This is a genomic window from Streptomyces sp. TBY4, from assembly GCF_024213195.1.
Classification (GTDB): domain Bacteria; phylum Actinomycetota; class Actinomycetes; order Streptomycetales; family Streptomycetaceae; genus Streptomyces.
In genome coordinates this window covers 1-26,906 of the sequence record NZ_JANAVF010000015.1, presented here as the reverse complement: position 1 = coordinate 26,906, position 26,906 = coordinate 1, and the positions used below count along the sequence as shown (strand labels likewise).

Annotated in this window: 16 protein-coding genes, 1 tRNA gene and 1 rRNA gene; 5 read left to right on the top strand and 13 right to left on the bottom strand. The window is 72.2% G+C overall.

Annotated features, from left to right (window positions below; genetic code table 11):
- Positions 1–161: 161 nt before the first annotated feature.
- On the top strand, positions 162–623 hold the full coding sequence (locus NLX94_RS29225; protein ID WP_254386109.1) for a DUF4037 domain-containing protein: 462 nt from the start codon (positions 162–164) through the stop codon (positions 621–623).
- On the opposite strand, the gene NLX94_RS29220 is transcribed toward NLX94_RS29225, so the two are convergent.
- Positions 605–1,546 carry an AraC family transcriptional regulator gene (locus NLX94_RS29220; protein ID WP_254386108.1) on the bottom strand — a complete coding sequence of 314 codons (942 nt, stop codon included), beginning with the start codon at positions 1,544–1,546 and terminating at the stop codon, positions 605–607. The two genes, NLX94_RS29225 and NLX94_RS29220, sit on opposite strands and share 19 nt — an antisense overlap.
- Positions 1,547–1,640: 94 nt before the next feature.
- Between NLX94_RS29220 and NLX94_RS29215 the strand changes: the two genes are divergently transcribed.
- The 3 genes from NLX94_RS29215 (at position 1,641) to NLX94_RS29200 (ending at position 8,399) form a co-directional block, all read left to right on the top strand.
- A complete protein-coding gene (locus NLX94_RS29215; protein WP_254386107.1) occupies positions 1,641–6,245 on the top strand; it encodes an ATP-dependent helicase in 4,605 nt (1,534 codons plus the stop codon).
- Between the two features lie 444 nt (positions 6,246–6,689).
- Positions 6,690–7,559: an Fpg/Nei family DNA glycosylase gene (locus NLX94_RS29205; RefSeq protein WP_254386106.1), complete on the top strand. Its 870-nt coding sequence runs from the start codon at positions 6,690–6,692 to the stop codon at positions 7,557–7,559.
- A gap of 36 nt (positions 7,560–7,595) precedes the next feature.
- Positions 7,596–8,399, top strand: a complete 804-nt coding sequence (locus NLX94_RS29200) for an SDR family NAD(P)-dependent oxidoreductase (RefSeq protein ID WP_254386105.1) — start codon at positions 7,596–7,598, stop codon at positions 8,397–8,399.
- Between the two features lie 540 nt (positions 8,400–8,939).
- Here NLX94_RS29200 and NLX94_RS29190 read toward each other — a convergent pair.
- From NLX94_RS29190 to NLX94_RS29155, 8 genes are all read right to left on the bottom strand, one after another.
- Positions 8,940–9,320, bottom strand: a complete 381-nt coding sequence (locus NLX94_RS29190) for a helix-turn-helix domain-containing protein (RefSeq protein ID WP_007266936.1) — start codon at positions 9,318–9,320, stop codon at positions 8,940–8,942.
- A gap of 109 nt (positions 9,321–9,429) precedes the next feature.
- On the bottom strand, positions 9,430–9,984 hold the full coding sequence (locus NLX94_RS29185; protein WP_254386249.1) for a CinA family protein: 555 nt from the start codon (positions 9,982–9,984) through the stop codon (positions 9,430–9,432).
- A 74-nt stretch (positions 9,985–10,058) separates the two neighbouring features.
- The gene (gene pgsA / locus NLX94_RS29180; RefSeq protein ID WP_254386103.1) at positions 10,059–10,715 is read right to left on the bottom strand and encodes a CDP-diacylglycerol--glycerol-3-phosphate 3-phosphatidyltransferase; all 657 of its coding nucleotides are present in this window, start codon (positions 10,713–10,715) and stop codon (positions 10,059–10,061) included.
- Positions 10,712–12,205, bottom strand: a complete 1,494-nt coding sequence (rimO, locus tag NLX94_RS29175; RefSeq protein ID WP_254386102.1) for a 30S ribosomal protein S12 methylthiotransferase RimO — start codon at positions 12,203–12,205, stop codon at positions 10,712–10,714. Before rimO ends, pgsA begins: the two co-directional genes overlap by 4 nt.
- Positions 12,206–12,332: 127 nt before the next feature.
- On the bottom strand, positions 12,333–13,229 hold the full coding sequence (locus NLX94_RS29170) for a helix-turn-helix domain-containing protein (protein ID WP_254386101.1): 897 nt from the start codon (positions 13,227–13,229) through the stop codon (positions 12,333–12,335).
- 204 nt (positions 13,230–13,433) lie between these two features.
- Complete coding sequence (locus tag NLX94_RS29165; protein WP_254386100.1) at positions 13,434–16,223, bottom strand: DNA translocase FtsK; 2,790 nt, start codon at positions 16,221–16,223, stop codon at positions 13,434–13,436.
- A gap of 192 nt (positions 16,224–16,415) precedes the next feature.
- Entirely contained in the window at positions 16,416–17,102 is a 687-nt protein-coding gene (locus tag NLX94_RS29160; protein WP_254386099.1) for a two-component system response regulator, read from the bottom strand.
- A gap of 229 nt (positions 17,103–17,331) precedes the next feature.
- The gene (locus NLX94_RS29155; protein WP_254386098.1) at positions 17,332–22,842 is read right to left on the bottom strand and encodes a HAMP domain-containing protein; all 5,511 of its coding nucleotides are present in this window, start codon (positions 22,840–22,842) and stop codon (positions 17,332–17,334) included.
- A 287-nt stretch (positions 22,843–23,129) separates the two neighbouring features.
- Between NLX94_RS29155 and NLX94_RS29150 the strand changes: the two genes are divergently transcribed.
- Positions 23,130–25,646 carry a SpoIIE family protein phosphatase gene (locus NLX94_RS29150; RefSeq protein ID WP_254386097.1) on the top strand — a complete coding sequence of 839 codons (2,517 nt, stop codon included), beginning with the start codon at positions 23,130–23,132 and terminating at the stop codon, positions 25,644–25,646.
- A gap of 22 nt (positions 25,647–25,668) precedes the next feature.
- Here NLX94_RS29150 and NLX94_RS29145 read toward each other — a convergent pair whose 3' ends face one another.
- The 4 genes from NLX94_RS29145 to rrf form a co-directional block, all read right to left on the bottom strand.
- On the bottom strand, positions 25,669–25,875 hold the full coding sequence (locus NLX94_RS29145; RefSeq protein ID WP_254386096.1) for a hypothetical protein: 207 nt from the start codon (positions 25,873–25,875) through the stop codon (positions 25,669–25,671).
- A gap of 137 nt (positions 25,876–26,012) precedes the next feature.
- The gene (locus NLX94_RS29140; protein WP_254386095.1) at positions 26,013–26,651 is read right to left on the bottom strand and encodes a hypothetical protein; all 639 of its coding nucleotides are present in this window, start codon (positions 26,649–26,651) and stop codon (positions 26,013–26,015) included.
- Positions 26,652–26,750: 99 nt separating this feature from the next.
- A tRNA-Thr gene (locus NLX94_RS29135) sits at positions 26,751–26,826 on the bottom strand.
- A 5-nt stretch (positions 26,827–26,831) separates the two neighbouring features.
- Positions 26,832–26,906 (bottom strand): 5S ribosomal RNA (rrf, locus tag NLX94_RS29130); the annotation flags it as partial.

The following is a 26,906-nucleotide window of genomic DNA, read 5'->3' as shown; positions in this document are numbered from 1 at the left end:
CTCCCGCCCGGTCTTGTACGTTCTTGCACCATGCACGAAGTGATCAAGGAAATGGCTCAGCGGCTGGCCGAGGTGCTCGGTGTGCGCGGAGTCATGCTCGGCGGCAGCCGGGCCCGCGGCGAGCGCCGCCCCGAATCTGGTCCCCGTGCTACCCGGGCGAGGTGGCCCTGGGCCAGGTACTCGCGGACCCGTCCGGCGAGCTGACCGCCCTGCGCACTTCGCTCTCGTCCTACCCGGAACCCCTCCGCGACGCCCTGATCGCCGGTGCCTGGGAGGCGGAGTTCCTCGCCGCGGGCGCCGCGAAGGGCGCGGCCCGCGCGGACGCCCTCTACGTCTCCCTCTGCCTGTCCCGCGCCTTCGGCATCCTCGTCCAGGCCCTCTACGCGGCGGACCGCCGCTGGTGCCTCAACGAAAAGGGCGCCCTGTCCGCGGCGGAACTCCTCCCCTCCGCACCCCCCGCCTTCGGCAAGCGCGTCCGCACCCTGCTGGGCACCCCGGGCACCACCCCCGAGTCCCTGAAGGCAACGGTGACCGAGGCCAGGGCCCTGATCGAGGAGACCCGCGCGGCGCTGGCCCAGGCCCGGCGCCTCACCGGCTCACCGACTCACGGAGCATCGCGGTGATGGCCGGCTCCGACCGATCCATGATCGGGACCCCGCCCGCCCGTCCGCCCCCGCCGGTACGCCCCCGGCGGCACCCCCACGATGCGCGTGAAGTGCCGGTTCAGGTGCGGCTGGTCGGTGAAGCCGACGGTGACGGCCGCCTGGGCCGGTGGGATCCCCGCGTCGAGGAGCCGGCGCGCCCGCCGGACCCGGGCGTCGGTCAGCCAGGTGTGCGGGGGCATGCCGTAGCGGTCCCGGAAGGCCCGCAGCAGGGCGAAGGGGCTCGTGCCCAGCTCCGCCGCGAGCTGCTCCAGCGACGGGGGCTCCCCCATCCGCTCCTCCAGGAGGGCCCGGGCCCGTTCCGCGTCGGCGGCTCCCGCCCGGGCGGCCGTACGGGCGGGCAGCGGCCCGGCGTGCCGGGTCAGCATCCTGGCCACGACCCCGCGCAGCAGGGTGTCCGCGGCCAGCGCGTTGCCGGCCTCGGCGGCCCGGTGGACCTCGGCGATGGCCTGCGAGGCCTGCGGGTCGGCGACCAGGCCGGCGGTGAAGCCGGGGGTCCCGCGCAGGGTGCCGATCTCGGCGGCGACCTCGGTGATCAGGGCCCGGGAGGGGTACAGGGTGGCGTAGGCCCAGCCCTCGGGGACCCCGGCGCGGGCGGTGTGCGGGACCTCGGGGTTGATCAGGACCACGCTGCCGAGCCCGGCGCGCAGGGTGTCTCCGGGCAGGCCGATCTCCTCGATGCCGCCGGTGACGGCCGCGATGACGTACCCGTCGTGGGCGTGGCGCGGGAAGGTGTGGCGTACGTAGTGGGCGCGCAGCAGGTCCAGCCCCGGCAGTTCCGCGTACTGCCAGTGCCGCGCCCACTCCCGGCGGCCGTCGTCCGGCACCCGGCGGCCCTCGTCCGCTGCCCGGCGGCCCTCGCCCGCTCCGGTCCCCGTGCCCATCCCCCCATTCTGCGCCCCGCATTCCGCGCCCCGCCCGGCCGGGGTGTTTCCACAGGTCCGGCCCGTTGTCAGTGGGCGGGTGCACGATGGGGGCATGTCCGGTACCGCGCTCGACTCGTTCTCCCCCGCGACCCGTTCCTGGTTCACGGGGGCCTTCGTCTCGCCCACCTCCGCCCAGGAGGGCGCCTGGCGGGCCATCGGGGCGGGCTCGGACGTGCTGGTGGTGGCCCCCACCGGCTCCGGCAAGACCCTGGCCGCCTTCCTCGCCGCCCTCGACCGGCTCGCCTCCGCCCCGCCGCCGGCCGATCCGAAGAAGCGCTGCCGCGTGCTGTACGTATCGCCCCTGAAGGCCCTGGCGGTGGACGTGGAGCGCAATCTCCGCAGCCCGCTGACGGGCATCCGGCAGGAATCGGTGCGCCTGGGCCTGCCCGAGCCCGAGATCAAGGTCGGGATCCGCTCCGGCGACACCCCGCCGGCCGAGCGGCGCGCGCTGGTGACCCGGCCGCCGGACATCCTGATCACCACGCCCGAGTCGCTGTTCCTGATGCTGACCTCGGCGGCCCGCGAGGCCCTGGCCGGGGTCGAGACGGTGATCCTGGACGAGGTGCACGCGGTCGCCGGGACCAAGCGCGGAGCCCATCTCGCGCTGTCCTTGGAGCGGTTGGACGAGCTGCTGCCCCGCCCCGCGCGCCGGATCGGGCTGTCGGCGACGGTCCGCCCGGTGGACGAGGTGGCCCGGTACCTCGCTCCGCGCGGCAAGGTGGAGATCGTCCAGCCGCCCTCCACCAAGGAGTTCGACCTGTCGGTGGTCGTCCCGGTCGAGGACATGGGCGAGTTGGGCGGCTCCCCCGCCACCGAGGGCAAGGAGGGCGGCGACAAGCCCTCCATCTGGCCGCAGGTGGAGGAGCGGATCGCCGATCTGGTCCAGGCCCACCGCTCCACCATCGTCTTCGCCAACTCCCGCCGCCTCGCCGAGCGGCTGTGCAACCGGCTCAACGAGATCGCGTACGAGCGCGCCACCGGCGGCCCGCTGCCCGAGGGGGCGCCCCCGGCCGAGATCATGGCCCAGTCGGGCGCCGCCCACGGCGCCCCTCCGCTGCTGGCCCGCGCCCACCACGGCTCGGTCTCCAAGGAGCAGCGGGCGCTGGTGGAGGAGGACTTGAAGGCGGGCCGGCTGCCGGCCGTGGTCGCCACCTCCAGCCTGGAGCTCGGCATCGACATGGGCGCGGTCGATCTCGTCGTCCAGGTGGAGTCCCCGCCCTCGGTGGCCTCCGGGCTCCAGCGGGTGGGCCGGGCCGGTCACCAGGTGGGCGCGGTCTCCACCGGAGTGGTCTTCCCCAAGTACCGGGGCGACCTCGTCCAGGCGGCCGTGGTCACCGAGCGGATGCGCACGGGCTCGATCGAGTCCCTGCGGATCCCCTCCAACCCGCTGGACGTCCTCGCCCAGCAGCTCGTCGCGATGACCGCGATGGACACCTGGCAGGTGGACGACCTGCTCGCCCTGGTGCGGCGGGCCGCCCCCTTCGCGGCGCTGCCCGATTCGGCCTTCACGGCGGTACTGGACATGCTGGCCGGCCGCTATCCCTCGGACGCCTTCGCCGAGCTCAGACCCCGGGTCGTCTGGGACCGCGTCGCCGGTACGGTCACCGGCCGCCCCGGCGCCCAGCGGCTCGCGGTCACCTCCGGCGGGACCATCCCGGACCGCGGGCTCTTCGGCGTCTTCCTCGCCGGGTCGGACCCGAAGAAGGGCGGCGGCCGGGTCGGCGAGCTCGACGAGGAGATGGTCTACGAGTCCCGCGTCGGCGACGTCTTCACCCTCGGCACCACCTCCTGGCGGATCGTGGACATCACCCGCGACCGCGTCCTGGTCACCCCCGCCCCCGGGGTGCCGGGCCGCCTCCCGTTCTGGAAGGGCGACCAGCTGGGCCGCCCGCTGGAGCTGGGCCGCGCGGTCGGCGCCTTCCTGCGCGAGCTCGGCGGCCTGACCGACGAGGACGCCCGCCTGCGCCTGCTGGCGGCGGGCCTGGACGCCTGGGCCGCCCAGAACGTCCTGTCCTACCTCGCCGAACAGCGCGAGGCCTGCGGCCACGTGCCGGACGACCGGACCATCGTCGTCGAGCGGTTCCGCGACGAGCTCGGCGACTGGCGGGTCGTCGTCCACTCCCCCTTCGGCGCCCAGGTGCACGCCCCCTGGGCGCTGGCGCTCGGCGCCCGCCTCTCCGAGCGGTACGGGATGGACGCGCAGGTCATGCACGCCGACGACGGCATCGTGCTCCGCCTCCCGGACGCGGACCTGCTGAACATGGACCTGGACCTACTGGACCACGACCCGGCGCGGGGGCCCTCCTCGGCCTCCTTCGACTTCGACGACGACAAACCCCCGCTGGGCGCGGCGGACGTCGCCTTCGACCACGGGGACATCCAGCAGATCGTCACCGACCAGGTGGGCGGCTCGGCCCTGTTCGCCTCCCGCTTCCGCGAGTGCGCGGCCCGCGCCCTGCTGCTTCCGCGCCGCAACCCCGGCAAGCGCACCCCCCTGTGGCAGCAGCGCCAGCGCGCATCGCAGCTGCTCCAGGTGGCCTCCGAGTTCGGTTCGTTCCCGATCGTGCTGGAAGCCGTACGGGAATGCCTGCAGGACGTCTTCGACGTGCCGGGCCTCACCGAGCTGATGGGGGACATCGAGGCGCGCCGGGTCCGCCTCGTCGAGGTCACGACGCCCGAGCCCTCCCCCTTCGCCCGCTCCCTCCTCTTCGGGTACGTCGCCCAGTTCCTCTACGAGGGCGACTCGCCCCTCGCCGAGCGCAGGGCGGCCGCGCTGTCGCTGGACTCCCGGCTGCTGGCCGAGCTGCTCGGCCAGGCGGAGCTCCGCGAGCTGCTCGACGCGGATGTGCTGACGGAGCTGGAGCGGGAGCTCCAATGGCTGACCGAGGACCGCAGGGCCAAGGACGCCGAATCGGTGGCAGACCTGCTGCGCCTGCTGGGCCCGCTCACTGCGTCCGAGCTGGCCGAGCGCGGCGCTGAGGCGGAGTGGGCCCCGGCCCTCGCCGCCTCCCGCAGGGCGATCCGGGTCCGGATCGGCGGCGAGGACCACTGGGCGGCCGTCGAGGACGCCGGCCGGCTGCGCGACGCCCTGGGCACGGCGCTGCCGGTGGGCGTCCCGGAGGCGTTCACCGAGCCGGTGAAGGACCCGCTGGGCGACCTCCTGGCCCGGTACGCCCGGACCCACGGCCCCTTCACCACGGTCACCGCCGCCGCCCGCTTCGGCCTGGGCACGGCCGTGACGGACGGCGCGCTGCACCGGCTCGCGGCGGCCGGGCGCGTGGTCCAGGGCGAGTTCCACCCGGCGGGCATCGGCCAGGAATGGTGCGACGCCACCGTCCTGCGACGGCTGCGGCGCCGCTCCCTCGCCGCCCTGCGCCAGGAGCTGGAGCCGGTCCCGCCCGCCTCCCTGGCCACCTTCCTCCCCCAGTGGCAGCACGTCGGCAAGGCCCTGCGCGGCATCGACGGCTTGGCCCGCGCGATCGAGCAGCTCCAGGGCGCCGCGGTTCCCGCCTCCGCCCTGGAACGCCTGATCCTCCCCTCCCGCGTGGCGGACTACTCCCCCACCCTGCTGGACGAGCTCACCACCACCGGCGAGGTCGTCTGGGCCGGCGCGGGTGCCCTGCCGGGCAAGGACGGCTGGATCTCCCTCTACCTGGCGGAGGCGGCCCCCCTCCTCCTGCCTCCCGCCCACCCCCTGGAGCTCTCCCCGCTCCACGAGGCGGTCCTCACCGCCCTCTCCGGCGGCTACGGCCTGTTCTTCCGCCAGCTCGCGGACCGCGTCCGCACCATCCACCCGGAGGCCACCGACAGCGACCTCTCCTCCGCCGTCTGGGACCTGGCGTGGTCGGGCCGCCTGACCAATGACACCCTGGCCCCCCTGCGCTCCCTCCTCGGCTCCGGCCGCACCGCGGGCGCCACCGCCCACCGGGCCCGCCGTACGATCCCCCGCGGCCGCTACGGCACCCTCACCGGCCCCGCCTCCCGTACGGGTCCGCCCACGGTGTCGGGCCGCTGGTCCCTGCTCCCGGCCCACGCCCCGGACCCGACCCACCGCGCCCACGCCCTGGCCCGCACCCTGCTCGACCGCCACGGGGTGGTGACCCGGGGAGCGGTGGCCGCCGAAGGCGTGGAAGGCGGCTTCAGCGCGGTCTACCGCATCCTCTCCGCCTTCGAGGACAGCGGCCAGGCCCGCCGGGGGTACGTGGTCGAAGGCCTGGGCGCGGCCCAGTTCGCCATGGACGGCGCCGTCGACCGCCTCCGCGCGGCGGAGCGCACCCCGCCCCCACTGGCCTCCGTCGTCCTCGCCGCCGCCGACCCGGCGAACGCCTACGGAGCCGCCCTCCCCTGGCCGGAGCCCCCGACCGGCGCCACCCACAAGCCGGGCCGCAAAGCGGGCTCCCTGGTAGTCCTGGTAGACGGCGAACTCACCCTCTACCTGGAACGCGGCGGCAAAACCCTCCTGGCGTGGCCCGCCCCGGAGGACCCCCGCCTCACAGCAGCCCTGACTGCCCTCACCACAGCCTCCCGCAACGGCACCCTCCCCACCCTCACGGTGGAACGCATCAACGCCACCCCCTCCCTCACCTCCCCCTACGCCCCACCCACAGAAGCCACAGGCTTCCACGCCACCCCCCAGGGCCTCCGCCTCCGCCACTGACGCCACCGGCGGCCCGGGCGGCAGGGCGCAGCCCGGGGAACCGAGTCCGGGGCGCAGCCCGGGGGGCAGGGCGCAGCCCGGGGGGCAGGGCGCAGCCCGGGGGGCAGGGCGCAGCCCGCAGGACGAGGCGCAGCCCGGACACGGGTCCGGGACGGGGTCCGGGGCGCAGCCCCGGGGAACGGAGGAAGGGCGGGGCGGGGAGCAACCACCACGCAGCGGAGCCCGCACCAGCACCCGAGCCCCCGCAGGAGCGCTCCCGGAACCGCCCACCGGGATCCGGGCCGAGCGGCCCACCCGTCAACGGGTCCGGGGCGCAGCCCCGGGGAACGGAGGAAGGGCGGGGCGGGGAGTAGGCCCCGCGCAGCGGAGCCCCGGCCGCGCCCCATGGCCCAGCTCCGCAGGAAGCCGCACCCCACCACCCCGGCTCCGCAGGAGAATGAAGCCATGCCCGAAGGCGACACCGTCCACCGCACCGCGGCCCGACTCCGCACAGCCCTCGCGGGCAAGGAACTCACCCGCTCAGACTTCCGCGTCCCCCGCTTCGCCACCACCGACCTCACCGGCTTCACCACCCTCGACGTAGTCCCCCGGGGCAAACACCTCCTCATCCGCTTCGGCCCCCCACCACCCGACCCCGAAGCGGGCGGCTCCGGCCCCCACCCCTTCCTCACCCTCCACACCCACCTCCGCATGGACGGAACCTGGCGCATCCTCCCCACCCCCACCGACGGAGCCACCGCCGGAGCCACCGGCAGAGCCACAGGCGGAGCCCCACCCGGCCCCGCCCACCAGATCCGCGTCATCCTCGCCACCGCCGACCACACCGCCGTCGGCTACCGGCTCCCCGTCGTGGAACTGCTCCGCACCGCCGACGAACACCGCGCCGTCGGCCACCTCGGCCCCGACCTCCTCGGTCCCGACTGGGACGAGGCGACCGCCGCCGCGAACCTCCTCGCCACCCCCGCCCGCCCCCTCGGCGAGGCCCTCCTCGACCAGCACAACCTGGCCGGCATCGGCAACATCTACAAGGCCGAGCTCTGCTTCCTCGCCCAGGTCACCCCCTGGACCCCGGTCGGCGACCTGCCACCCCGCACGCTCCCCCGCATCGCCGCCGCCGCGCACCGGCTCCTGGACGCGAACAAGGACCGCCGCCGCCGCAACACCACCGGCAGCCGCCGCCCCGGCCAGGAGCTCTTCGTCTACGGCCGCGTCCACCGCCCCTGCCTGCGCTGCGGCACCCCCGTCCGCGAGGCCCCGCAGGACGACCGGCCCACCTACTGGTGCCCCCGTTGCCAATCCGGCCCGACACCTTAGTTGACGCCCCGTCAGATCCAGTCGTACCGTCCCCGCATGCCTACACCCAGGACACCCAGGACACCCCGCACACCCAAGACACCCACCGCGTACGACCTCACCGGCCGCACCGCCCTGATCACCGGCGCCGCCAGCGGCATAGGCCGGGCCACCGCCGCACTCCTCGCCGAGGCCGGCGCCACCGTCCATTGCGCGGACCGCGACGCCCAGGGCCTCCAGGAGACCGCCGAACTGATCGCCAAGGCCGGCGGCCGGGCCACCGCCCACCCCCTCGACGTGACCGACCGTGCCGCAATCAAGGCGGCGATCGCCCAGGCCGGCCCGCTCGACATCACCGCCGCGATCGCCGGGATCATGCACAGCAGCAGCGTCCTGGAGACCTCCGACGAGGACCTCGACCGGGTCCTGGACATCAATTTCAAGGGGGTGCTGCGCACCTGCCAGGAGGCGGCCCGCGCCATGATCGCGGCCGGCCGGCCCGGTTCGATCATCACCATGGCCTCGGGCGCCGTGGACGCCGCCCAGCCCGGCCTGCTCTGCTACAGCGCCGCCAAGGCGGCCGTCGTCCAGCTGACCAAGACCCTCGCCACCGAGGCCGGCCCGCACGGCATCCGCGTCAACGCCGTCGCGCCCGGCTGGATCCGCACTCCGATGACCGGCCGGCACAGCCCCGAGGTCCAGGAGCAGACCGAGGCGATGATGACGCGCATGTCCCCGCTGCGCCGTGTGGGCGAGCCCGAGGACATAGCCCAGGCAGTGCTCTACCTCGCCTCGGACGCCTCGTCCTTCATGACGGGCCAGATCCTTCGCCCGAACGGTGGAGTCTCCATGCCCTGGTAGCAGCCCACTCCCCGCCATCGCCCGCGACGCCACCCCCGGCGACGCCACCACCCCCGGCCCCGGCAGGGCCACCGGGCCCACCGTCTCCGCCTGCCCCGCCCCCGTCCCCCCGTACGCCCGCCGCCGCCCCACGGCGGCGAAGGCCCCGCGCGGGCCCCGGCACGCAGTGCACGGGAAGCAGCCCCAGCCCCCACCCCCCGACGGCGACCGCGCCCTCCACCGGCCCAGCCTCCGCAGGCGCCAGCAGGAGCCGCAGCACGGCCCACCACCACAGGACGCCCACCGACAGCGCGAGGGCCGGACCCACGGGTATACCCAGCAACCGCCGCACGGCCACCTCCAGGGGCCGGAGACCCGAACGGGCCCATCCTCCCGCACCCCGCCCCCACCCGCACCCCCTCGGCGCCCGCACCACCCCCGGAACGGCCCGGAGCCCCCGGCCGGTGCCTCAGGCACCGGCCGGGGGCTCCGGCCACACTCACACGCTCAGCGCTCACACACTCAGCAGACGCACGCACGCGGACGCGCACACGCATCGCATCACGCGGCTACGACATTCACCGCTTCCACGGGCGCCTTGATGGTCACCCGTTCCGGGCCACCCGTGACCGAGGCCACGGATACCGAATTGAGCATCGGACGGACCGGTGCGGGCACCGGTTCGCTCGCCGCGGCGGACTGGGCCAGCTCGGCGAGCGAAAGCTCGTCGCTGACTTCCCGCATCAGCTCTGACATCCGTACGTCAAGCGCGTCGCAGATCGCGGAGAGCAGCTCGGAAGATGCCTCCTTCTGCCCCCGCTCCACCTCGGAGAGATAGCCGAGCGAAACTCGGGCGGACGAGGAGACTTCGCGCAGAGTACGGCCCTGGCGCTGGCGCTGCCGACGCAGCACGTCACCCAGCAGGCGACGGAGCAGAATCATCGGTGGCTCCCTCCTCTGACCGTGTAGCCGTAACCTTCACGCCCCACCGTACCGCCTCGCGCGGCGGCCGTGCGGGGAGCGATGTCGTGTTCACTCAGGGCTGCAAACATCAAATCCCCCCGTCCTGTTCCGTATCCTGCCCCCGCAGATTCTCGCGGAGTTCGCTCGCGAGCAGCTCGAGCACTGTCCGTGCACTCTCCCTACGGATTTCCTCCCGGGAGCCTTTCAACCTCAGCCGGGCCGTTTTCCTGCCCGCGGGACCCGCCACGGCGATGAAAACGGTGCCCACCGGCTGCCCGTCCTGCGGCTCGGGACCGGCCACCCCGGTGGTCGCGATGCCCCAGGAAGCGCCGAGCACGTGCCGCACTCCGGCCGCCATCCCCTCCGCGACCTGCGGGTTCACCGCGCCCTCGGCCTCCAGCAGCCCGGCGTCCACGCCCAGCACCCGGTGCTTCAGCTCGGTCGCGTACGCCGTCACGGACCCGCGGAAGGACTTGGAGGCTCCCGGGACCGCCGTGAGCTCGGCGGCCACCATGCCGCCGGTCAGCGACTCCGCGACCGCAACCGTACCGTTACTCTCCGCAAGGAGTCGCAGGACATCGGCCGCAACCGCCCCGGTGTCCCCGGCAGCCCCTCGGGCATTCCGCGCCGCTTCGTCCGCCACCGAAGAACCGCCCGTCTCTTGCAGCACCGCGCCATCCCCCGGCAGATTCACGGTCGCGGCGTCCCCCGGCAGGTTCACCGCGCGGCACGCTCCGCGGCGAGCCCCTTGCGCCGGAGCACGACGGCTTGCCGGATGTAGTCCAGCCCGGTCACGACGGTCAGGACGACGGCGACCGCCATCACCCAGAACCGCAGCGTCGCCAGCGGCCCGGTCAGCGCGAGCACGTACATGCCCACGGCCGTGCCCTGGGCCAGGGTCTTCAGCTTCCCGCCCCGGCTCGCCGGAATCACTCCGTACCTGATGACCCAGAAACGCATGAGCGTGATCCCGAGTTCCCGGCCGAGGATCACCCCGGTCACCCACCAGGGCAGGTCGCCGAGCCACGACAGACACACCAATGCCGACCCCATGATCGCCTTGTCGGCGATGGGGTCGGCGATCTTCCCGAAGTCGGTGACCAGGTTGTACGTACGGGCCAGATGCCCGTCGAAGATGTCGGTGATCATGGCGACGGCGAACGCCGCCCACGCCAGCGCCCGCCAGACGGGGTCGTAGCCCCCGTCGGCGAGCAGCAGCATCACGAATCCCGGCACCAGGACCAGCCGGATCATCGTCAGGATGTTGGCGATGTTCCACAGGCTGGCCTGATTGACCGCCGCGGCGCCCAGCTTCGCGCCGGGCGCGGGCCGGCGGCCGGTCCCGCCCGCCGCAGATGCCGGGACTCCGGTCATCCGGCCGCCTCCTCAAGATCCACGCCCAGGGGCTCCGCCACGAGGTCCACACCCAGGGTGCCGACCACCTTCGCGGTGACGATACGCCCCGGGACCAGGCCCGCGCCGTCCGTGAAGACGACCTGGCCGTCGGTCTCGGGCGCCTGGTGGGCGGCGCGCCCGTAGGCTCCCTCGCCCTCCTCCGCCTCGTCGATCGGGACGACCGTCTCGACGAGTACCTCCAGGGTCTCCCCGATCCGCTCCTCCGCGCGCTGCGAGGTGAGCTCCTCGGCGAGGCGCTGCATGTGGGCGAGGCGCTCGGCGATGGTGTCCTCGTCGAGCTTGTTCTCGTACGTGACGGCCTCGGTGCCGTCCTCGTCGGAGTAGCCGAAGACGCCGATGGCGTCGAGCCGCGCGCTGGTGAGGAAGCGCTCCAGCTCGGCGAAGTCCGATTCCTTCTCGCCAGGGAAGCCGACGATGAAGTTGGACCGGACGCCGGCCGTCGGGGCCTTGGAGCGGATGGTGTCCAGCAGCTCCAGGAAGCGGTCGGTGTCACCGAAGCGGCGCATGGCGCGGAGCACGTCGGGGGCCGAGTGCTGGAAGGACAGGTCGAAGTACGGGACGACCTTGGGGGTCGAGGTGAGTACGTCGATCAGGCCGGGCCGCATCTCGGCGGGCTGGAGGTAGCTGACGCGGACGCGCTCGATGCCGTCCACCCCGGCCAGCTCGGGCAGCAGGGTCTCCAGCAGGCGGATGTCGCCCAGGTCCTTGCCGTACGAGGTGTTGTTCTCGGAGACCAGCATGATCTCCTTGACGCCCTGCTCCGCGAGCCAGCGCGTCTCGCCGAGCACGTCGCTGGGACGGCGGGAGATGAAGGAGCCGCGGAAGGACGGGATGGCGCAGAAGGAGCAGCGCCGGTCGCAGCCGGAGGCGAGCTTGACCGAGGCGACCGGGCTCTTGTCCAGGCGGCGGCGCAGCGGGGCACGCGGACCGGAGGCGGGCGCGAGGCCCTCGGGGAGGTCGGCGGGAGCGGCTTCGGGCTCCTGGGCGTGGCCCGGCAGGGCCACCTCGGCCTCCTGGCGCGCCGCCGGGCTGATCGGCAGCAGCTTGCGCCGGTCGCGCGGGGTGTGGGAGGCGTGGATGCCGCCGTTGAGGATGGTCTGGAGGCGGTCGGAGATGTCGGCGTAGTCGTCGAAGCCGAGCACGCCGTCGGCCTCGGGGAGCGCTTCGGCGAGTTCCTTGCCGTAGCGCTCGGCCATACAGCCGACGGCTACGACGGCCTGGGTCTTGCCATGATCCTTGAGATCGTTGGCTTCCAGCAGGGCGTCTACGGAGTCCTTCTTGGCGGCTTCGACGAAGCCGCAGGTGTTGACGACGGCTACGTCCGCATCGGCGGCGTCCTCGACGAGCTCCCAGCCATCCGCCGCCAAGCGGCCTGCGAGCTCCTCCGAGTCCACCTCGTTACGGGCGCAGCCAAGAGTGACAAGGGCGACGGTACGGCGTTCGGGCATGGGCTCAAGACTACTTCGTCCCGGCACCGGCCCCCGCCTCCCGTCCCGGACGGCAAGATCCCCGGGATGCGGCGCGGCACCCCGGGGATCCGGAACGTTCTATTCCCTGCTGGTCAGGCCCCGCCGGTCAGCCCGCCTGGGCCTGACCCTCACGCGGGTCGTCCTTGGTGTATGTGAGACGTTCCACCTGTCCGGGCTGGAACTCGTCCTTGATCTCCTTGCCGTTCACGAAGAGCTTCACGACCCCGGCATCGCCGAGCACCAGGTCGATGGACTCCTTGTCCGTGAACGTCTTCGACTGACCCTGTTCGAGGGTGCCGTCGAAGAGGAGCCGGCCGCTGTGGTCCTTGGCCGAGATCCAGCTCTCGCCGTCGTTGGCCGTCAGGACGACCGTGACGAGGTCCTTGGGCGCGGCGGCGATGGCACTGTCCGAAGGCTCCGGCTTGGGAGCCGTGGGCGCCGGCGGCGCCTGGACCGACGGCTTGGACGCGTTCGGGGTGGGTGCGGGCTTCGGCGCGGCGGAACCTTCCGCCACCGGCCGCTTGGTCTTCTCGTCGGCGCCGCCGAAGGCCGTGAAGCCGACGAAGCCGATCACGGCGACGATGGCGGCGACCATGGCCGCGGTCCAGTTGGGCCGCTGCCGTTCGGGGCGGATCCGCTCGGCTTCGAACATCGGCGCGGCGGGGGTGGGTGCCGGCCGGCCGCCGTGGGCCGCGTCGTAGCTCTCGACCAGGGGTTCCGGATCGAGTCGTACGGCACGGGCGAGCGTACGGATGTGGCCGCGGGCATAGACGTCGCCGCCGCAGCGCGTGAAATCGTCGGATTCGATCGCGTGCACGATCGGAATGCGCACGCGGGTGGTGGAACTGACCTCGTCGACAGTCAGCCCGGCGGCGATCCGGGCCTTCTTGAGGGCCGTCCCGATCGACGGCTCTTCGACGGAACGTTCGACGAGGCGGTCCTCGGACCGGTCGTCGGTCGAAGGCCGTTCATCTTCGGGGGAGTTGGCGTTGCCGATGGACACGAGGGCGCCTTTCGAGCGTGTAGCCACCTGCTGGAAGTCCAGTCTAGGGGGGTGACGAAAGGGTGAGGCAACCGGAGAGGGGACTCCGTACGCCATACGAATGGCCAAAGAGCTCCCACCCGGTGCGGCGACCCGGAACGGGCCGCCACCTCCCTCAACTAGACACGCGACCCGGGGAAACGGTTGCCCCCGATCCTTTGCCCGTTACTCGGGGGGAGTCTCCCCCCGGATCACCGCGAGCACGCCGTCGAGCTCGTCGGCCTTCAGCAGCACGTCGCGCGCCTTCGACCCCTCGCTCGGTCCGACGATCCCCCGCGACTCCATCAGGTCCATCAGCCGCCCGGCCTTCGCGAACCCGACCCGCAGCTTGCGCTGGAGCATCGAGGTGGACCCGAACTGCGTGGAGACGACCAGCTCGGCCGCCTGGCACAGCAGGTCCAGGTCGTCGCCGATCTCCTCGTCGATCTCCTTCGTCTGCTTCTGCCCGACGGTGACGTCGTTGCGGAAGACGGGCGCCATCTGGTCCTTGCAGTGCTGCACGATCCCGGCGATCTCGTCCTCGGTGACGAAGGCTCCCTGGAGCCGCACCGGCTTGTTCGCCCCCATCGGCAGGAACAGTCCGTCGCCCTTGCCGATGAGCTTCTCGGCGCCCGGCTGGTCGAGGATGACCCGGCTGTCGGCGAGCGAGGAGGTGGCGAAGGCCAGGCGCGAGGGCACGTTCGCCTTGATCAGACCGGTCACCACGTCCACCGAGGGCCGCTGGGTCGCGAGCACCAGGTGGATGCCGGCCGCGCGGGCCAGCTGGGTGATGCGGACGATCGAGTCCTCCACGTCGCGCGGGGCCACCATCATCAGGTCGGCGAGCTCGTCGACGATCACCAGCAGGTACGGGTACGGGCTGAGCTCCCGCTCGCTGCCCGGCGGCAGCTTGATCTTGCCGTCGCGGATCGCCTGGTTGAAGTCGTCGATGTGCCGGTACCCGAAGGCCGCCAGGTCGTCGTAGCGCAGGTCCATCTCGCGCACGACCCACTGGAGCGCCTCGGCGGCCCGCTTGGGGTTGGTGATGATCGGCGTGATCAGGTGCGGGATGCCCTCGTACGCCGTCAGCTCCACCCGCTTGGGGTCCACGAGCACCATCCGGACGTCCTCCGGGGTGGCCCGCACCATCACCGAGGTGATCAGGCAGTTGATGCAGGAGGACTTGCCGGAACCGGTGGCGCCGGCCACCAGCACGTGCGGCATCTTGGCGAGGTTGGCCATGACGTACCCGCCCTCGACGTCCTTGCCCAGCGCCACCAGCATCGGGTGGTCGTCCTCGGCGGCGTCCGCCAGCCGGAGCACGTCCCCGAGGTTGACCATCTCCCGGTCGGTGTTCGGGATCTCGATGCCGACCGCCGACTTGCCCGGGATCGGGCTGATGATGCGCACGTCGGGCGAGGCCACCGCGTAGGCGATGTTCTTCGCCAGCGCCGTGATCCGCTCGACCTTCACGGCCGGGCCGAGCTCCACCTCGTAGCGGGTCACCGTCGGGCCCCGGGTGAAGCCGGTGACCTTCGCGTCGACCTTGAACTCCATGAACACGTTCGTCAGCGAGGCCACGACCGCGTCGTTCGCGGCGCTGCGGGTCTTGCCCGGCCCGCCCTTCTCCAGCAGGTCCAGCGAGGGCAGGGAGTACGTGATGTCCCCGCGCAGCTGGAGCTGCTCGGCGCGGGGCGGCAGCGCCTGGGTCTGGGGCGGGGCCTTGGTCAGGTCGGGCACGGACAGCGTCCCCGACGCCGCAGCGGTGGTGTCGTGCGGCGGGGCCGCGGCCTCGGCGGCCTCCTCGCCCCGCGCGACCTTCTCCTCCCGGGCCGCCGGGACCGGAGCGGTGACCTCTGAACCTTCGCGACCTTCGCGCTCCGCCGAGATGCCCTGCGTGAGGTCGGCGACCAGCGGGGACGGCGGCATGCCGCCGTACACCACCCCGTCCAGCGCGGCGGCGGCCGCCGCGGCCACGTCGACGGCGTCCATCCCGCGCTCCATGGCGGGCCTGCCCGCGCTCCTACGGGGACGCCGCCGCCGGGCGAGCGCCTCCTCCTCGGCGGCCTCCGCCGGGTCTCCCGGCCCGGCGGCCCCGGAACGGGCCCGCCACTGCTCGGCGTCATGCCGGTCCGCGCCGGCGGCGTCCCCGTGCTCCGCGTACTCGGCGTCGTACTCGTTCGGAGCGATGACCCCGAGGCGGATCCCGGCGCTGCGCAGCCGCTGCGGGATCGCGTTGACGGGGGTGGCGGTGACCACGAGCAGCCCGAAGACGGTGAGCAGCACCAGCATCGGTACGGCCAGCGGCGCGCCCATCGTGAAGATCAGCGGCTTCGAGGCGCCCCAGCCGATCAGCCCGCCTGCGTTCTGCATGGCGGTGGTGCCCTCGTCGCGCCCGGGGGCTCCGCAGGCGATGTGCACGAGCCCCAGGACTCCGACGACCAGCGCCGAGAGCCCGATGCCGATGCGGCCGTTGGCGTCGGCCTGTTCGGGATGGCGGATGAAACGTACCGCCATGACGCCGAGCAGGACCGGCACGAGCAGGTCGAGCCGCCCGAAGGCGCCGGTGACCAGCATGGTCACCAGATCCCCGACGGGCCCGCTCAGGTTGGACCAGGTCCCGGCGGCGACGATCAGCGCGAGCGCGAGGAGCAGCAGGGCGAGGCCGTCCTTGCGGTGGGCCGGGTCGAGGTTCTTCGCGCCCTGGCCGATGCCGCGGAAGATGGCGCCGACCGCGTGCGCGATGCCGAGCCAGAAGGCGCGCACCAGCCGCAGCACTCCCCCGGTGGGGGACGGCGCGGGCTTCGGCGCGACCTTCTTGACGGGGCCGCGCCTGGCGGCGGGCGACGCCGTCTTCTTGGCGGGCGGCTTGCGCGCTGGGGCAGCCTTCTTCGCCGGCGCCGTCGTACGGCCGGTGCGGCCCTTCGCGGTGCCCGCCGTGCTCTGGGAACCCTTACCGGACGTACTTGAGGCCATGCGCCCGAGGTTACCCGTGCGGGCGCCGGTGGACACGCGTGCCCACCCCTTCACCCGTTCGTGTCGTTCCGGCTCCCGCGTGGGAGACGCACGCACTCTCGGCCCGTACCGGCAGCCCGCCCTGACGCTCCGCCAGTCCTGACGGCCCGCCAGTCCGGCCGCCAGGAACGGCCCGAGGGGCCTCCGCGGAGCTCAGCCCTGCGCGGGCAGTACGGGAGCCCCGCCGCCGGTCCCCGGCTCCAGCGCGTCGAGCGCCCGCCGCAGTCCGGTGAGCTTGCGCTCCAGGTGGGCCGCGGTGGCCACCACCGAGGGATCGGCCGCCTCTTCGCCGAGCTGCTTGGTCAGCGCCTCCGCCTGCTCCTCCACCGCGGCCAGCCGCGCGGAGAGCTCGGCCAGCAGGCCGGCCGTCTCCTTGGAGCCGTCCACCGCGCCGTTGGAGCTGCCGCCCTCCAGCTGGAGCCTCAGCAGCGCCGCCTGCTCGCGCAGTTGGCAGTTCTTCGTATACAGCTCGACGAACACCGAGACCTTGGCCCGCAGCACCCACGGGTCGAAGGGCTTGGAGATGTAGTCCACCGCGCCCGCCGCGTACCCGCGGAAGGTGTGGTGCGGACCGTGGTTGATCGCCGTGAGGAAGATGATCGGGATGTCCCGGGTCCGCTCCCGCCGCTTGATGTGCGCGGCCGTCTCGAACCCGTCCATGCCCGGCATCTGCACGTCGAGCAGGATGACCGCGAAGTCGTCCGTCAGCAGCGCCTTGAGCGCTTCCTCCCCCGACGACGCCCGGACCAGTGTCTGATCGAGCGCGGAGAGGATGGCCTCCAGCGCCAGCAGATTCTCCGGCCGGTCGTCGACCAGGAGGATCTTGGCCTTCTGCACCATGCCCTGTCCTCCTCGCCCCGGCATGGGGCCTCCCCGGCTCCTGGCTCCGGCCTGTGCGCCGGGCCCCGCCCCAGAGGACGGCATCCTTGCGCCGTCCGTCCTTGTGCCGGTCATCGTAGCCCCAGTCCCGAGATCGCCACACCCTGTCACCAAGATGTCACAGCGCACGAAGCGGAAACGTGGAGGAAGGGCAGAAGGTTCCCCCGTGGGTTCCCCCCTGCCCGCCCGGTCACGCCCCGGCCCCGCGCATGTGCCCTTCCATGACCGACAGTAGGTAGTCGGGCTCGACCGGCTTGGTCACGTAGTCCGAGGCACCGGACTCGATCGCCTTCTCCCGGTCCCCCTTCATCGCCTTCGCCGTCAGCGCGATGATCGGCAGCCCCTCGAACTGGGGCATCCGCCGGATCGCCGAGGTCGTCGCGTACCCGTCCATCTCCGGCATCATGATGTCCATCAGCACGAGCGCCACGTCGTCGTGCTGCTCCAGGACCTCGATGCCCTCCCGGCCGTTCTCCGCGTACAGCACCGCCAGCCCGTGCTGTTCCAGCACGCTGGTCAGCGCGAACACGTTGCGCACGTCGTCGTCCACGATCAGCACCCGCTCGCCGTGGAAGTCGTACGTCCGCGGCGCCGTCGGCAGCGGCTCCTCCACGGCCCACGCGTCCGCGTCGCCCTGTCCCGGCACCTCCGCCCGCAGCGGCGGCTCGGCCATCGCCTTGCGGCGCCGCCGGAACAGCGCCGACGACCCCTGCCCGGCCGGTTCCCCGGCCCGCGGCAGCGCCATCGGTCCGACGGACGGTACGGGGCCCTGCGCCACCGGCGCCGCCGGCAGCTCGGGCCGCACCTCCTCGGCGACCGGGCGGCGGTACAGCTCCCCGCGCGCCCCGCCCGGCGTCGGCGGCGCGTACCCCTGCGGGGGCAGCTCGCTCGGGTGCAGCGGCAGGTACAGCGTGAAGGTGGACCCGCGGCCGGGCTCGCTCGCCGCGTGGATCTCCCCGCCCAGCAGCCGGGCGATCTCCCGGCTGATGGACAGTCCGAGGCCGGTGCCGCCGTACTTGCGGCTGGTGGTCCCGTCGGCCTGCTTGAACGCCTCGAAGATCACCAGCATCTTGCTCGCGGCGATCCCGATCCCGGTGTCGGTCACCGAGAAGGCGATCAGGTCGGCATCGGCCTCCCGCAGCGAACCGGCCTCCAGCAGCTGCTCGCGGATGGCGACGGGCACATCGGCCCCGGCGGGCCGGATCACCAGCTCCACCGCCCCGGTGTCGGTGAACTTCACCGCGTTCGACAGCAGGTTGCGCAGCACCTGGAGCAGCCGCTGCTCGTCGGTGTGCAGGGTGGCCGGGAGCTCCGGGGAGACCCGTACCGAGAAGTCGAGCCCCTTCTCCGCGGTGAGCGGCCGGAAGGTGGCCTCCACGTAGTCGACGAGCTGCACGAGCGCGATCCGCGTCGGCGAGACGTCCATCTTCCCGGCCTCGACCTTCGACAGGTCCAGGATGTCGTTGATCAGCTGGAGCAGGTCGGAGCCGGCCCCGTGGATGGTCTCGGCGAACTCCACCTGCTTCGGCGAGAGGTTCTCGTCCGCGTTGTCGGCGAGCAGCTTGGCCAGGATCAGCAGGGAGTTGAGCGGGGTCCGCAGCTCGTGCGACATGTTCGCCAGGAACTCGCTCTTGTAGCGCATCGAGACCGCGAGCTGCTCGGCGCGCTCCTCCAGGACCTGCCGGGCCTCCTCGATCTCGGTGTTCTTCACCTCGATGTCCCGGTTCTGCTGGGCCAGCAGCTCGGCCTTCTCCTCCAGCTCGGCGTTGGCGGCCTGGAGGGCCTTCTGCCGGTTCTCCAGCTCGTCGGAGCGCTCGCGCAGCTGCTCGGTCATCTCCTGCGACTGCTTGAGCAGCATCTCCGTCTTGGAGTTGACGGAGATCGTGTTGACGCTCGTACCGATCATCTCGGCGATCTGGCTGAGGAAGTCCTTCTGGATCTGCGTGAAGGGCTGGAAGGAGGCCAGCTCGATGACGCCGAGCACCTTCCCCTCGAAGAGCACCGGCAGCACGATCACGTGCGCGGGCGGGGCCTCGCCGAGCCCGGAGGAGATCTTCAGGTAGCCGGGCGGGGTGTTCTCGATGAGCACCATCCGCTTCTCCTCGGCGACCATGCCGATCAGCCCCTCCCCCGGCCGGAAGGAGATGGGCATCTGGCCGCCCGCGTACGCGTAACTCCCGCGCATCCGCAGCTCGTACGAGCCCTCCGCGCCCCCGTCGGTCCCGATCTCGGTGGTACCGCCGGCCGGCAGCGCCAGGAAGAACGCGCCGTGCTGCGCGGAGACCACCGGGGTCAGCTCGCTCATGATCAGCGAGGCCACGTCGTCCAGCTCACGGCGGCCCTGCATCAGGGCGGAGATGCGGGCGAGGTTGCCCTTGAGCCAGTCCTGCTCCTTGTTGGCCAGGGTGGTGTCGCGCAGGTTGGCGATCATCGTGTTGAGGTTGTCCTGGAGGACCTGGATCTCGCCGGCCGCGTCCACGTCGATCTTCAGGTTGAGATCGCCCCGCGTCACCGCCGTGGCGACGGCCGCGATGGCGCGCACCTGCCGGGTGAGGTTCCCGGCCATCTCGTTCACGGACTCGGTCAGGTCGCGCCAGGTGCCGTCCACGTCCCGCACCCGCGCCTGGCCGCCGAGGATGCCCTCGGTACCCACCTCACGGGCCACCCGGGTCACCTGGTCGGCGAAGGAGGACAGCTGGTCGACCATCGTGTTGATGGTGGTCTTGAGCTCCAGGATCTCGCCGCGGGCGTCGATGTCGATCTTCTTGGTCATGTCGCCCTTGGCGATGGCGGTCGTGACCATGGCGATCTGCCGCACCTGGCCGGTGAGGTTGGAGGCCATGAAGTTCACCGAGTCGGTGAGGTCCTTCCACGTCCCCGAGACCCCGGGCACGTGCGCCTGGCCGCCCAGGCGGCCCTCCGTACCCACCTCGCGTGCCACGCGCGTGACCTCGTCGGCGAAGGAGGACAGGGTCTTCACCATCGTGTTCACGGTGTCGGCGAGCTGCGCGACCTCGCCGCGCGCCTCGACGGTGACCTTCTTCGTCAGGTCGCCGTTGGCGACCGCCGAGGAGACCTGCGAGATGTTGCGCACCTGCGAAGTGAGGTTGTTGGCCATCAGGTTGACGTTGTCGGTCAGGTCCTTCCAGATGCCGGTCACCCCGCGCACCCGGGCCTGACCTCCGAGGATGCCCTCCGAACCCACCTCGCGGGCCACCCGGGTCACCTGCTCCGCGAAGGAGGACAGCTGGTCCACCATCGTGTTCACGGTGGTGACGAGCTCCAGGATCTCGCCCTTGGCATCGACGGTGATCTTCTTGGAAAGGTCGCCCGTGGCGACCGCCGTGGTCACCTCCGCGATGTTGCGCACCTGGGAGGTCAGGTTGTTCGCCATGAAGTTGACGGACTGGGTGAGGTCCTTCCAGGTGCCGGAGACGCCCTTCACCTCGGCCTGGCCGCCCAGAATGCCCTCGGTGCCCACCTCGCGGGCCACCCGGGTCACCTGCTCCGCGAAGTTCGAGAGCTGGTCCACCATCGTGTTGAGGGTGTTCTTCAGCTCCAGGATCTCGCCGCGCGCATCCACGTCGATCTTCTGCGACAGGTCGCCGCGCGCCACCGCGGTGGCGACCTGTGCGATGTTGCGCACCTGCGAGGTCAGGTTCCCGGCCATGCCGTTCACCGAGTCCGTCAGATCGCGCCATACGCCGGCCACCCCGGGCACCTGCGCCTGACCGCCGAGCCGGCCCTCCGTACCCACGTCCCGGGCCACCCGGGTCACCTGCTCCGCGAAGGCCGAGAGCTGGTCCACCATCGTGTTGATGGTGTTCTTCAGCTCCAGGATCTCGCCGCGGGCGTCCACGTCGATCTTCTGCGACAGGTCGCCGCGTGCGACCGCCGTGGTCACCTGCGCGATCTGCCGCACCTGCGAGGTCAGGTTGCCGGCCATGAAGTTGACGGAGTCGGTGAGCTCCTTCCAGGTCCCGGACACCCCCTCGACCCGCGCCTGACCGCCGAGGCGGCCCTCGGTGCCCACGTCCCGCGCCATCCGCGTGACCTGGTCGGCGAAGGAGGACAGCTGGTCCACCATCGTGTTCACGGTGTTCTTCAGCTGGAGCATCTCGCCGGAGACGTCCACCGTGACCTTCTGCGACAGGTCGCCGTTGGCCACCGCCGTCGTCACCTGGGCGATGTTGCGGACCTGCCCGGTGAGGTTGCGGAAGGCGGTGTTCACCGAGTCGGTGAGGTCCTTCCAGGTCCCCGCCGCGCCCGGCACCTGCGCCTGGCCGCCCAGTTCACCCTCGACGCCGACCTCACGGGCCACGCGCGTCACTTCGGCACCGAAGGACTGGAGCTGGTCCACCATCGTGTTGACGGTGTTCTTCAGCTCCAGCATCTCGCCGGCGACATTGACGGTGACCTTCTGCGAGAGGTCGCCGTTGGCCACCGCGGTCGTCACCGTCGCGATGTCCCGCACCTGCGTGGTCAGGTTGCGGAAGACCGTGTTCACCGAATCGGTGAGGTCCTTCCACGTGCCCGCCGCCCCCGGCACCTGCGCCTGGCCGCCGAGCGTTCCCTTGGCCCCGACCTCGCTGGCCACGCGCGTGACCTCGTCCGCGAAGGTCCGTAGCGTCTCGGTCATCTGATTGATCGTTTCGGCCAGCTGCGCGACCTCGCCGCGCGCGCTGACCCGGACCTTCTGCGACAGGTCACCGTTGGCGACGGCCGTGGTGACCTGCGCGATCCCGCGCACCTGGGCCGTCAGGTTGCCCGCCATCGTGTTGACGGAGTCGGTCAGGTCCTTCCACACGCCCGCGACCCCGGGCACCTTCGCCTGGCCGCCGAGCTCGCCCTCCGTACCCACCTCGCGGGCCACGCGGGTCACCTCGGAGGAGAACGAGGAGAGCTGGTCCACCATCGTGTTGACGGTGTTCTTCAGCTGCAGCATCTCGCCGGCCACGTGCACCGTGACCTTGCGCGAGAGATCGCCCTTCGCCACCGCCGTCGTCACGAGAGCAATGTCACGCACCTGAGCGGTGAGCCGGTACGCCATCGTGTTGACGGAGTCGGTCAGATCCTTCCAGGATCCGGACATTCCACGCACTTGAGCCTGGCCGCCGAGCTTGCCCTCGGTGCCCACCTCCAGCGCCACCCGCGTCACCTCGTCGGTGAACGCGGAGAGCTGGTCGACCAGGTTGTTGACCGTCCGGCCGACCTTCAGGAACTCCCCGCGCAGCGGGTGCCCGGCCCCTTCGGCCGCTTGCGTCCGCAAGTCCATCCGCTGGTCGAGATCACCCTCGGCGACCGCCGACAGCACCCGGCCCACCTCGGACACCGGCCGGGCCAGGTCGTCCACCAGCTGGTTCGAGGCGTCGATCGCGGCCGCCCAGGAGCCCTCGCAGGCACCGGTTTCCAGCCGTTCGCTGAGCTTGCCCTCGCGCCCCACCATGCGGCGCACACGGGACAGCTCCCCGGTCAGGTGGAGATTGCGGTCGGCGACCTCGTTGTAGACGGCGGCGATCTCCGCCATCACCCCGTCGCCGGACACCGTCAGGCGCTTGCGGAAGTTGCCGTCCCGCATCGACACCAGGGCCGTGAGCAGCCTGTTCAGGGCCGCGGTATCGACTTCCGTCGTCTCGCCCCGCCGGGAGCGGCCTCCCTTCGGGCGCGTTCCCGTCCGCCGCACCGCTGCGCCAGCCTCCACCGTGTCCCTCCCGAAAGGGTCGACCGCTGTTCCACCGGGCATCTTGTTCACCGGACTGTGCCCACTGACGCTGTGCCCATCAACCTGTGCCCATCAACGCTGTGCCGGCCATCAACTGCACGACTCCAAGCCTGCCCAGTGTTTCACCCCGGCCGAACCCGGCCATAACACTCCGGCACCATCGCACACCGGCCACACCCTGCGGGTGGATTCCCCGACGACGGCACCATGGCGACCGCGAAGGTAAGTAACCTGGCATCCGTTGTCCACCGCGTCGAAGGAGACTTGTGATCACGGCACGGGCGGCTGCCAGTTTCGATCCACAAGGGCGCTCGGTCGCCGCTGCCCGCGCATTCGTCCGCGACACCCTCCAGGGCTGGGGGTTCTCGGACATCGCCGACGACGCGGTGGTCCTCACCAGCGAGCTCGTCACCAATGCGGTGGTCCACGCCGGCACCCGCGCCGAGGTCCTGTGCCTGCGCACCGAGGACGGCGTACGGGTCGAGGTCGCCGACCGCTACCCGGAGCGCGAGCTCCCGCTCCAGCACCCCGGCGAGCGCCCCTACGCCGACCCCGACCGCGAGAACGGCCGCGGGCTGATGCTCTGCGCCGCCCTCGCCACCCGCTGGGGAGTCGAGTACACGACCACGCACAAGCACGTGTGGTTCCGGCTCGACATGCCGGACCGTCCGGTCGGTACCCGCTCGGCGGGCCCCGTCGTCCCCGACCAGCTCCTCCCCCTGGCCGACAGCCGGGTCCGCGTCGCCGTCCTCCAGATCGACTCCGCCGGCACCGTCTCCGCCTGGAACGAGGACGCCGAGATCATCTTCGGCCACCTCGCCGCGAAGGCGGTGGGCCGCCCGCTCGCCGAGCTCGCCGCCTGGCCGCAGACCCCCGGCACCGGCACCGGAATCGCCGAGGCCCTGCGCCTGTCCCGCTGGGAGGGCAGCTACGGCATCCGCGGCGCCGACGGCCGCGTCATCCCGGTCTACGCCTCCCACCTGCGGGTCCGCGATGCCCACGGCGAGCCCTCCATCGTCTGCCTGCTCGTGCACGACGACGAGCGCGCCCTGCTGCAGAGCCCCGTACGGATCCCCGTGGACGGCCTCACCGAGCCCCGCCCCACGGACCCCTTCGAGATCTTCATCGGCTCCCCCGCCCCCGAGGACCTCGACGGCCTCCTCCAGCGCACCGTGGAACGCGCCCGCGACCTCCTCGACGCCGACTCCGCCTTCCTCCTCCTCGCCACCGACGACGAGACCGAGCTCGAGGTCCGCGCCACCACCGGCCTGCCCTCCACCCGCCAGCGCTTCGCCCGCGTCCCCGTCGAAGCCGGCACCAACCGGTACGGCAGCGCCCGCATGCCCGCCGTCCACGAGGACCTCGTCGTCGTCCCCGGCGCGGTACCCCTCCTGGAAGCCACCGGCATGCGCTCGGCCATCACCGTCCCCCTCAAGGTCGAAGGCCGCCTCACCGGCTCCCTCGGCGTCGCCGCCGAGATCCCCGGCCGCTACTCCAACGACGACGCCCTGCGCCTCCAGTTCGCCGCGGACCGGATCGCCCTCGCCGTGGAATCGGCCCGCCTCGGCGAGCTCGAACGACTGCGCCGCGGCTCCCTCTCCTTCCTCGTCGAGGCCTCCGACCTGCTCGCCGGCACCCTCGACCGGGACCAGACCCTGGCCCTCATGGCCCAGATGACCGTCCCCACCCTCGCCACCTGGTGCGCCGTCTACACCATCGCCGACCAGGCCTCCGACCCGTTCCTCTCCTACGTCCTGCACGAGGACGAGGAACGCATCGACGGCCTCAAGGCCCTGCTCTCCCAGGTCAGCCCGCCCGAGCCGGTCCGCGAGGCCGGCGCCCGCCCCTGGCCGGCCACGACGATCGCGGTCGGCGGCGAGACCGTGGTCCTCCCGCTCCTCGCCCGCAACCGCGTCATCGGCATGCTGACCCTCGGCAAGCCCTCCGAGGAGCACTTCCGGCAGGAGATCCTCGAACTGGCCGAGGACCTCTCCCGCCGCGCCGCCCTCGCCCTGGACAACGCCCGCCTGTACTCCGAGCGCACCGCCATCAGCCGCTCGCTCCAGCGCAGCCTGCTGCCGCCCGGCTCCCCCACCATCCCCGGCATCGAGGTCGAGGTCATCTACCGCGCCGCGGGCGAGGGCAACGAGGTGGGCGGCGACTTCTACGACGTCTTCCCGATCCGCCCCGGCGTCTACGGCTTCGCCATCGGCGACGTCTGCGGTACGGGCCCCGAGGCGGCCGCCGTCACCGGCCTGGCCCGCCACGCCCTGCGCCTCCTGGCCCGCGAGGGCCTCGGCGGCCCGGCCGTACTGGAACGCCTCAACGCGGCCATCCTCGACGAGGGCGACCGCAGCCGCTTCCTCACCCTCCTCTACGGCGAGCTGCACCCCCGCCCCGACGGCGGCGCCCTCATGAAGGTCGTCTGCGCGGGCCACCCGCTGCCGCTGCGCCTGCGCCCGAACGGCGAGGTCACCTCCGCCGCCGAACCGCAGCCCCTCCTCGGCGTCCTCGACGACCTGGAGCTCTACGAGCAGACCCTCACCCTGGACCCGGGCGACGTCCTCCTCTGCGTCACCGACGGCGTCACCGAACGCCGCGAGGGCACCCGCATGCTCGGCGACGACGGCCTCGCCGAGGTCCTCACCACCTGTACGGGCCTCACGGCCGGCGCGGTCGCCTCCCGCGTCCTGCGCGCGGTGGAACGCTTCGCCGCCGATCCGGCCTCCGACGACATGGCCATCCTCGCCTTCCGCATCCCCCGGCAGCGCGACGGCGACTGACCGCCGCCGCGCGCCGCTCCGCCTACCGGCGGGGCCCCGCCACGAGGATCATGAAGGAGGGGGCCGCCATCTCCCCGGTCCAGGGCGTACTGCCGTCCCTGCCACCGGCCGCGTCGCGGACGGTGGCGGACCGGGAAGAGGGAACGGCCGGGGACGGGGAGGCGGCGCCGTCGGCAGCCGCGGCCGTCCTGAACGTGCGGACGAGGTGTCGGATCCGTTCGGTACTCATGAGCGTTCCTCCCGGGATCGAGGGTCTGGGAACTCCTGACTGATCCCATTGCGCCCCGCACCCGGCCCCGGGTCACGGCCCGAAAACTCGGGGCTTGACGAAGACCCCGACCCGCTACCCGCGCCCTACTCCGTCCCTCAGATCTCGTCCCGACGCGTCAGCCCGATCCCGAGCACGTCCTGCACGTACAGCTCGAGGAACTCGGGCAGCCAGGGATCACCGGCCAGCCGGTCGAAGACCTTCACCAGCCGCTCGTCCGGGTCATCGGTCAGCAGCAGGATCCGCCAGGTGTTGAGCGGCCGCTCGTCCGTACCCGCGACCCCGTGCTGTACGTGGAACAGCGGCTGCCGGCCGTCCGCGCGCAGCGGACCGCCCCGCTCGTCGGAGAAGGCCTCCCGGCCGAGGAAGGTGACCACCTGCCGGTCGTGGTTCAGGTGCACCTCTTCGAGCACGAGCCCGTACGCGTCCGGCTCGAGCCACAGCCTCTGCCGCGACTGCCTGACGAACTCGTCCCCCAGCTCCGCGCCCTTCCCGCCCGGCACCCAGGCGGCGGCAGAGCCCTCCTCGATGACGTTCGGAATGAAGGCTCCGGGATTGCCGGCCTTCCGGACCTCCATGTCCCAGACCGCCGCCCGGTCCAGCGCCACCGGCTCCCGGGTGGCGTACCGCTCCCCCAGGATCCGGTTCACGTCCACGGCCGGCAGAACCGCCCGGGTATACCTCTCGTCGGCCCAGGCCAGTTCGAACTCGGCCTCGGCCGGAGTCTGATCCGACATCACTCGTTCCTCCCCGTAAAACCAATCCTCAAGATCAATCAGAAGAATACCCACGGAAACGCAAAAAGGCCCCCGCCAATGGCGGGGGCCTTCTCGTATTGGAGCCCTTTAACGGAATCGAACCGTTGACCTTCTCCTTACCATGGAGACGCTCTACCGACTGAGCTAAAAGGGCGGGTTGTTCGGCGGCGTCCTACTCTCCCACAGGGTCCCCCCTGCAGTACCATCGGCGCTGAAAGGCTTAGCTTCCGGGTT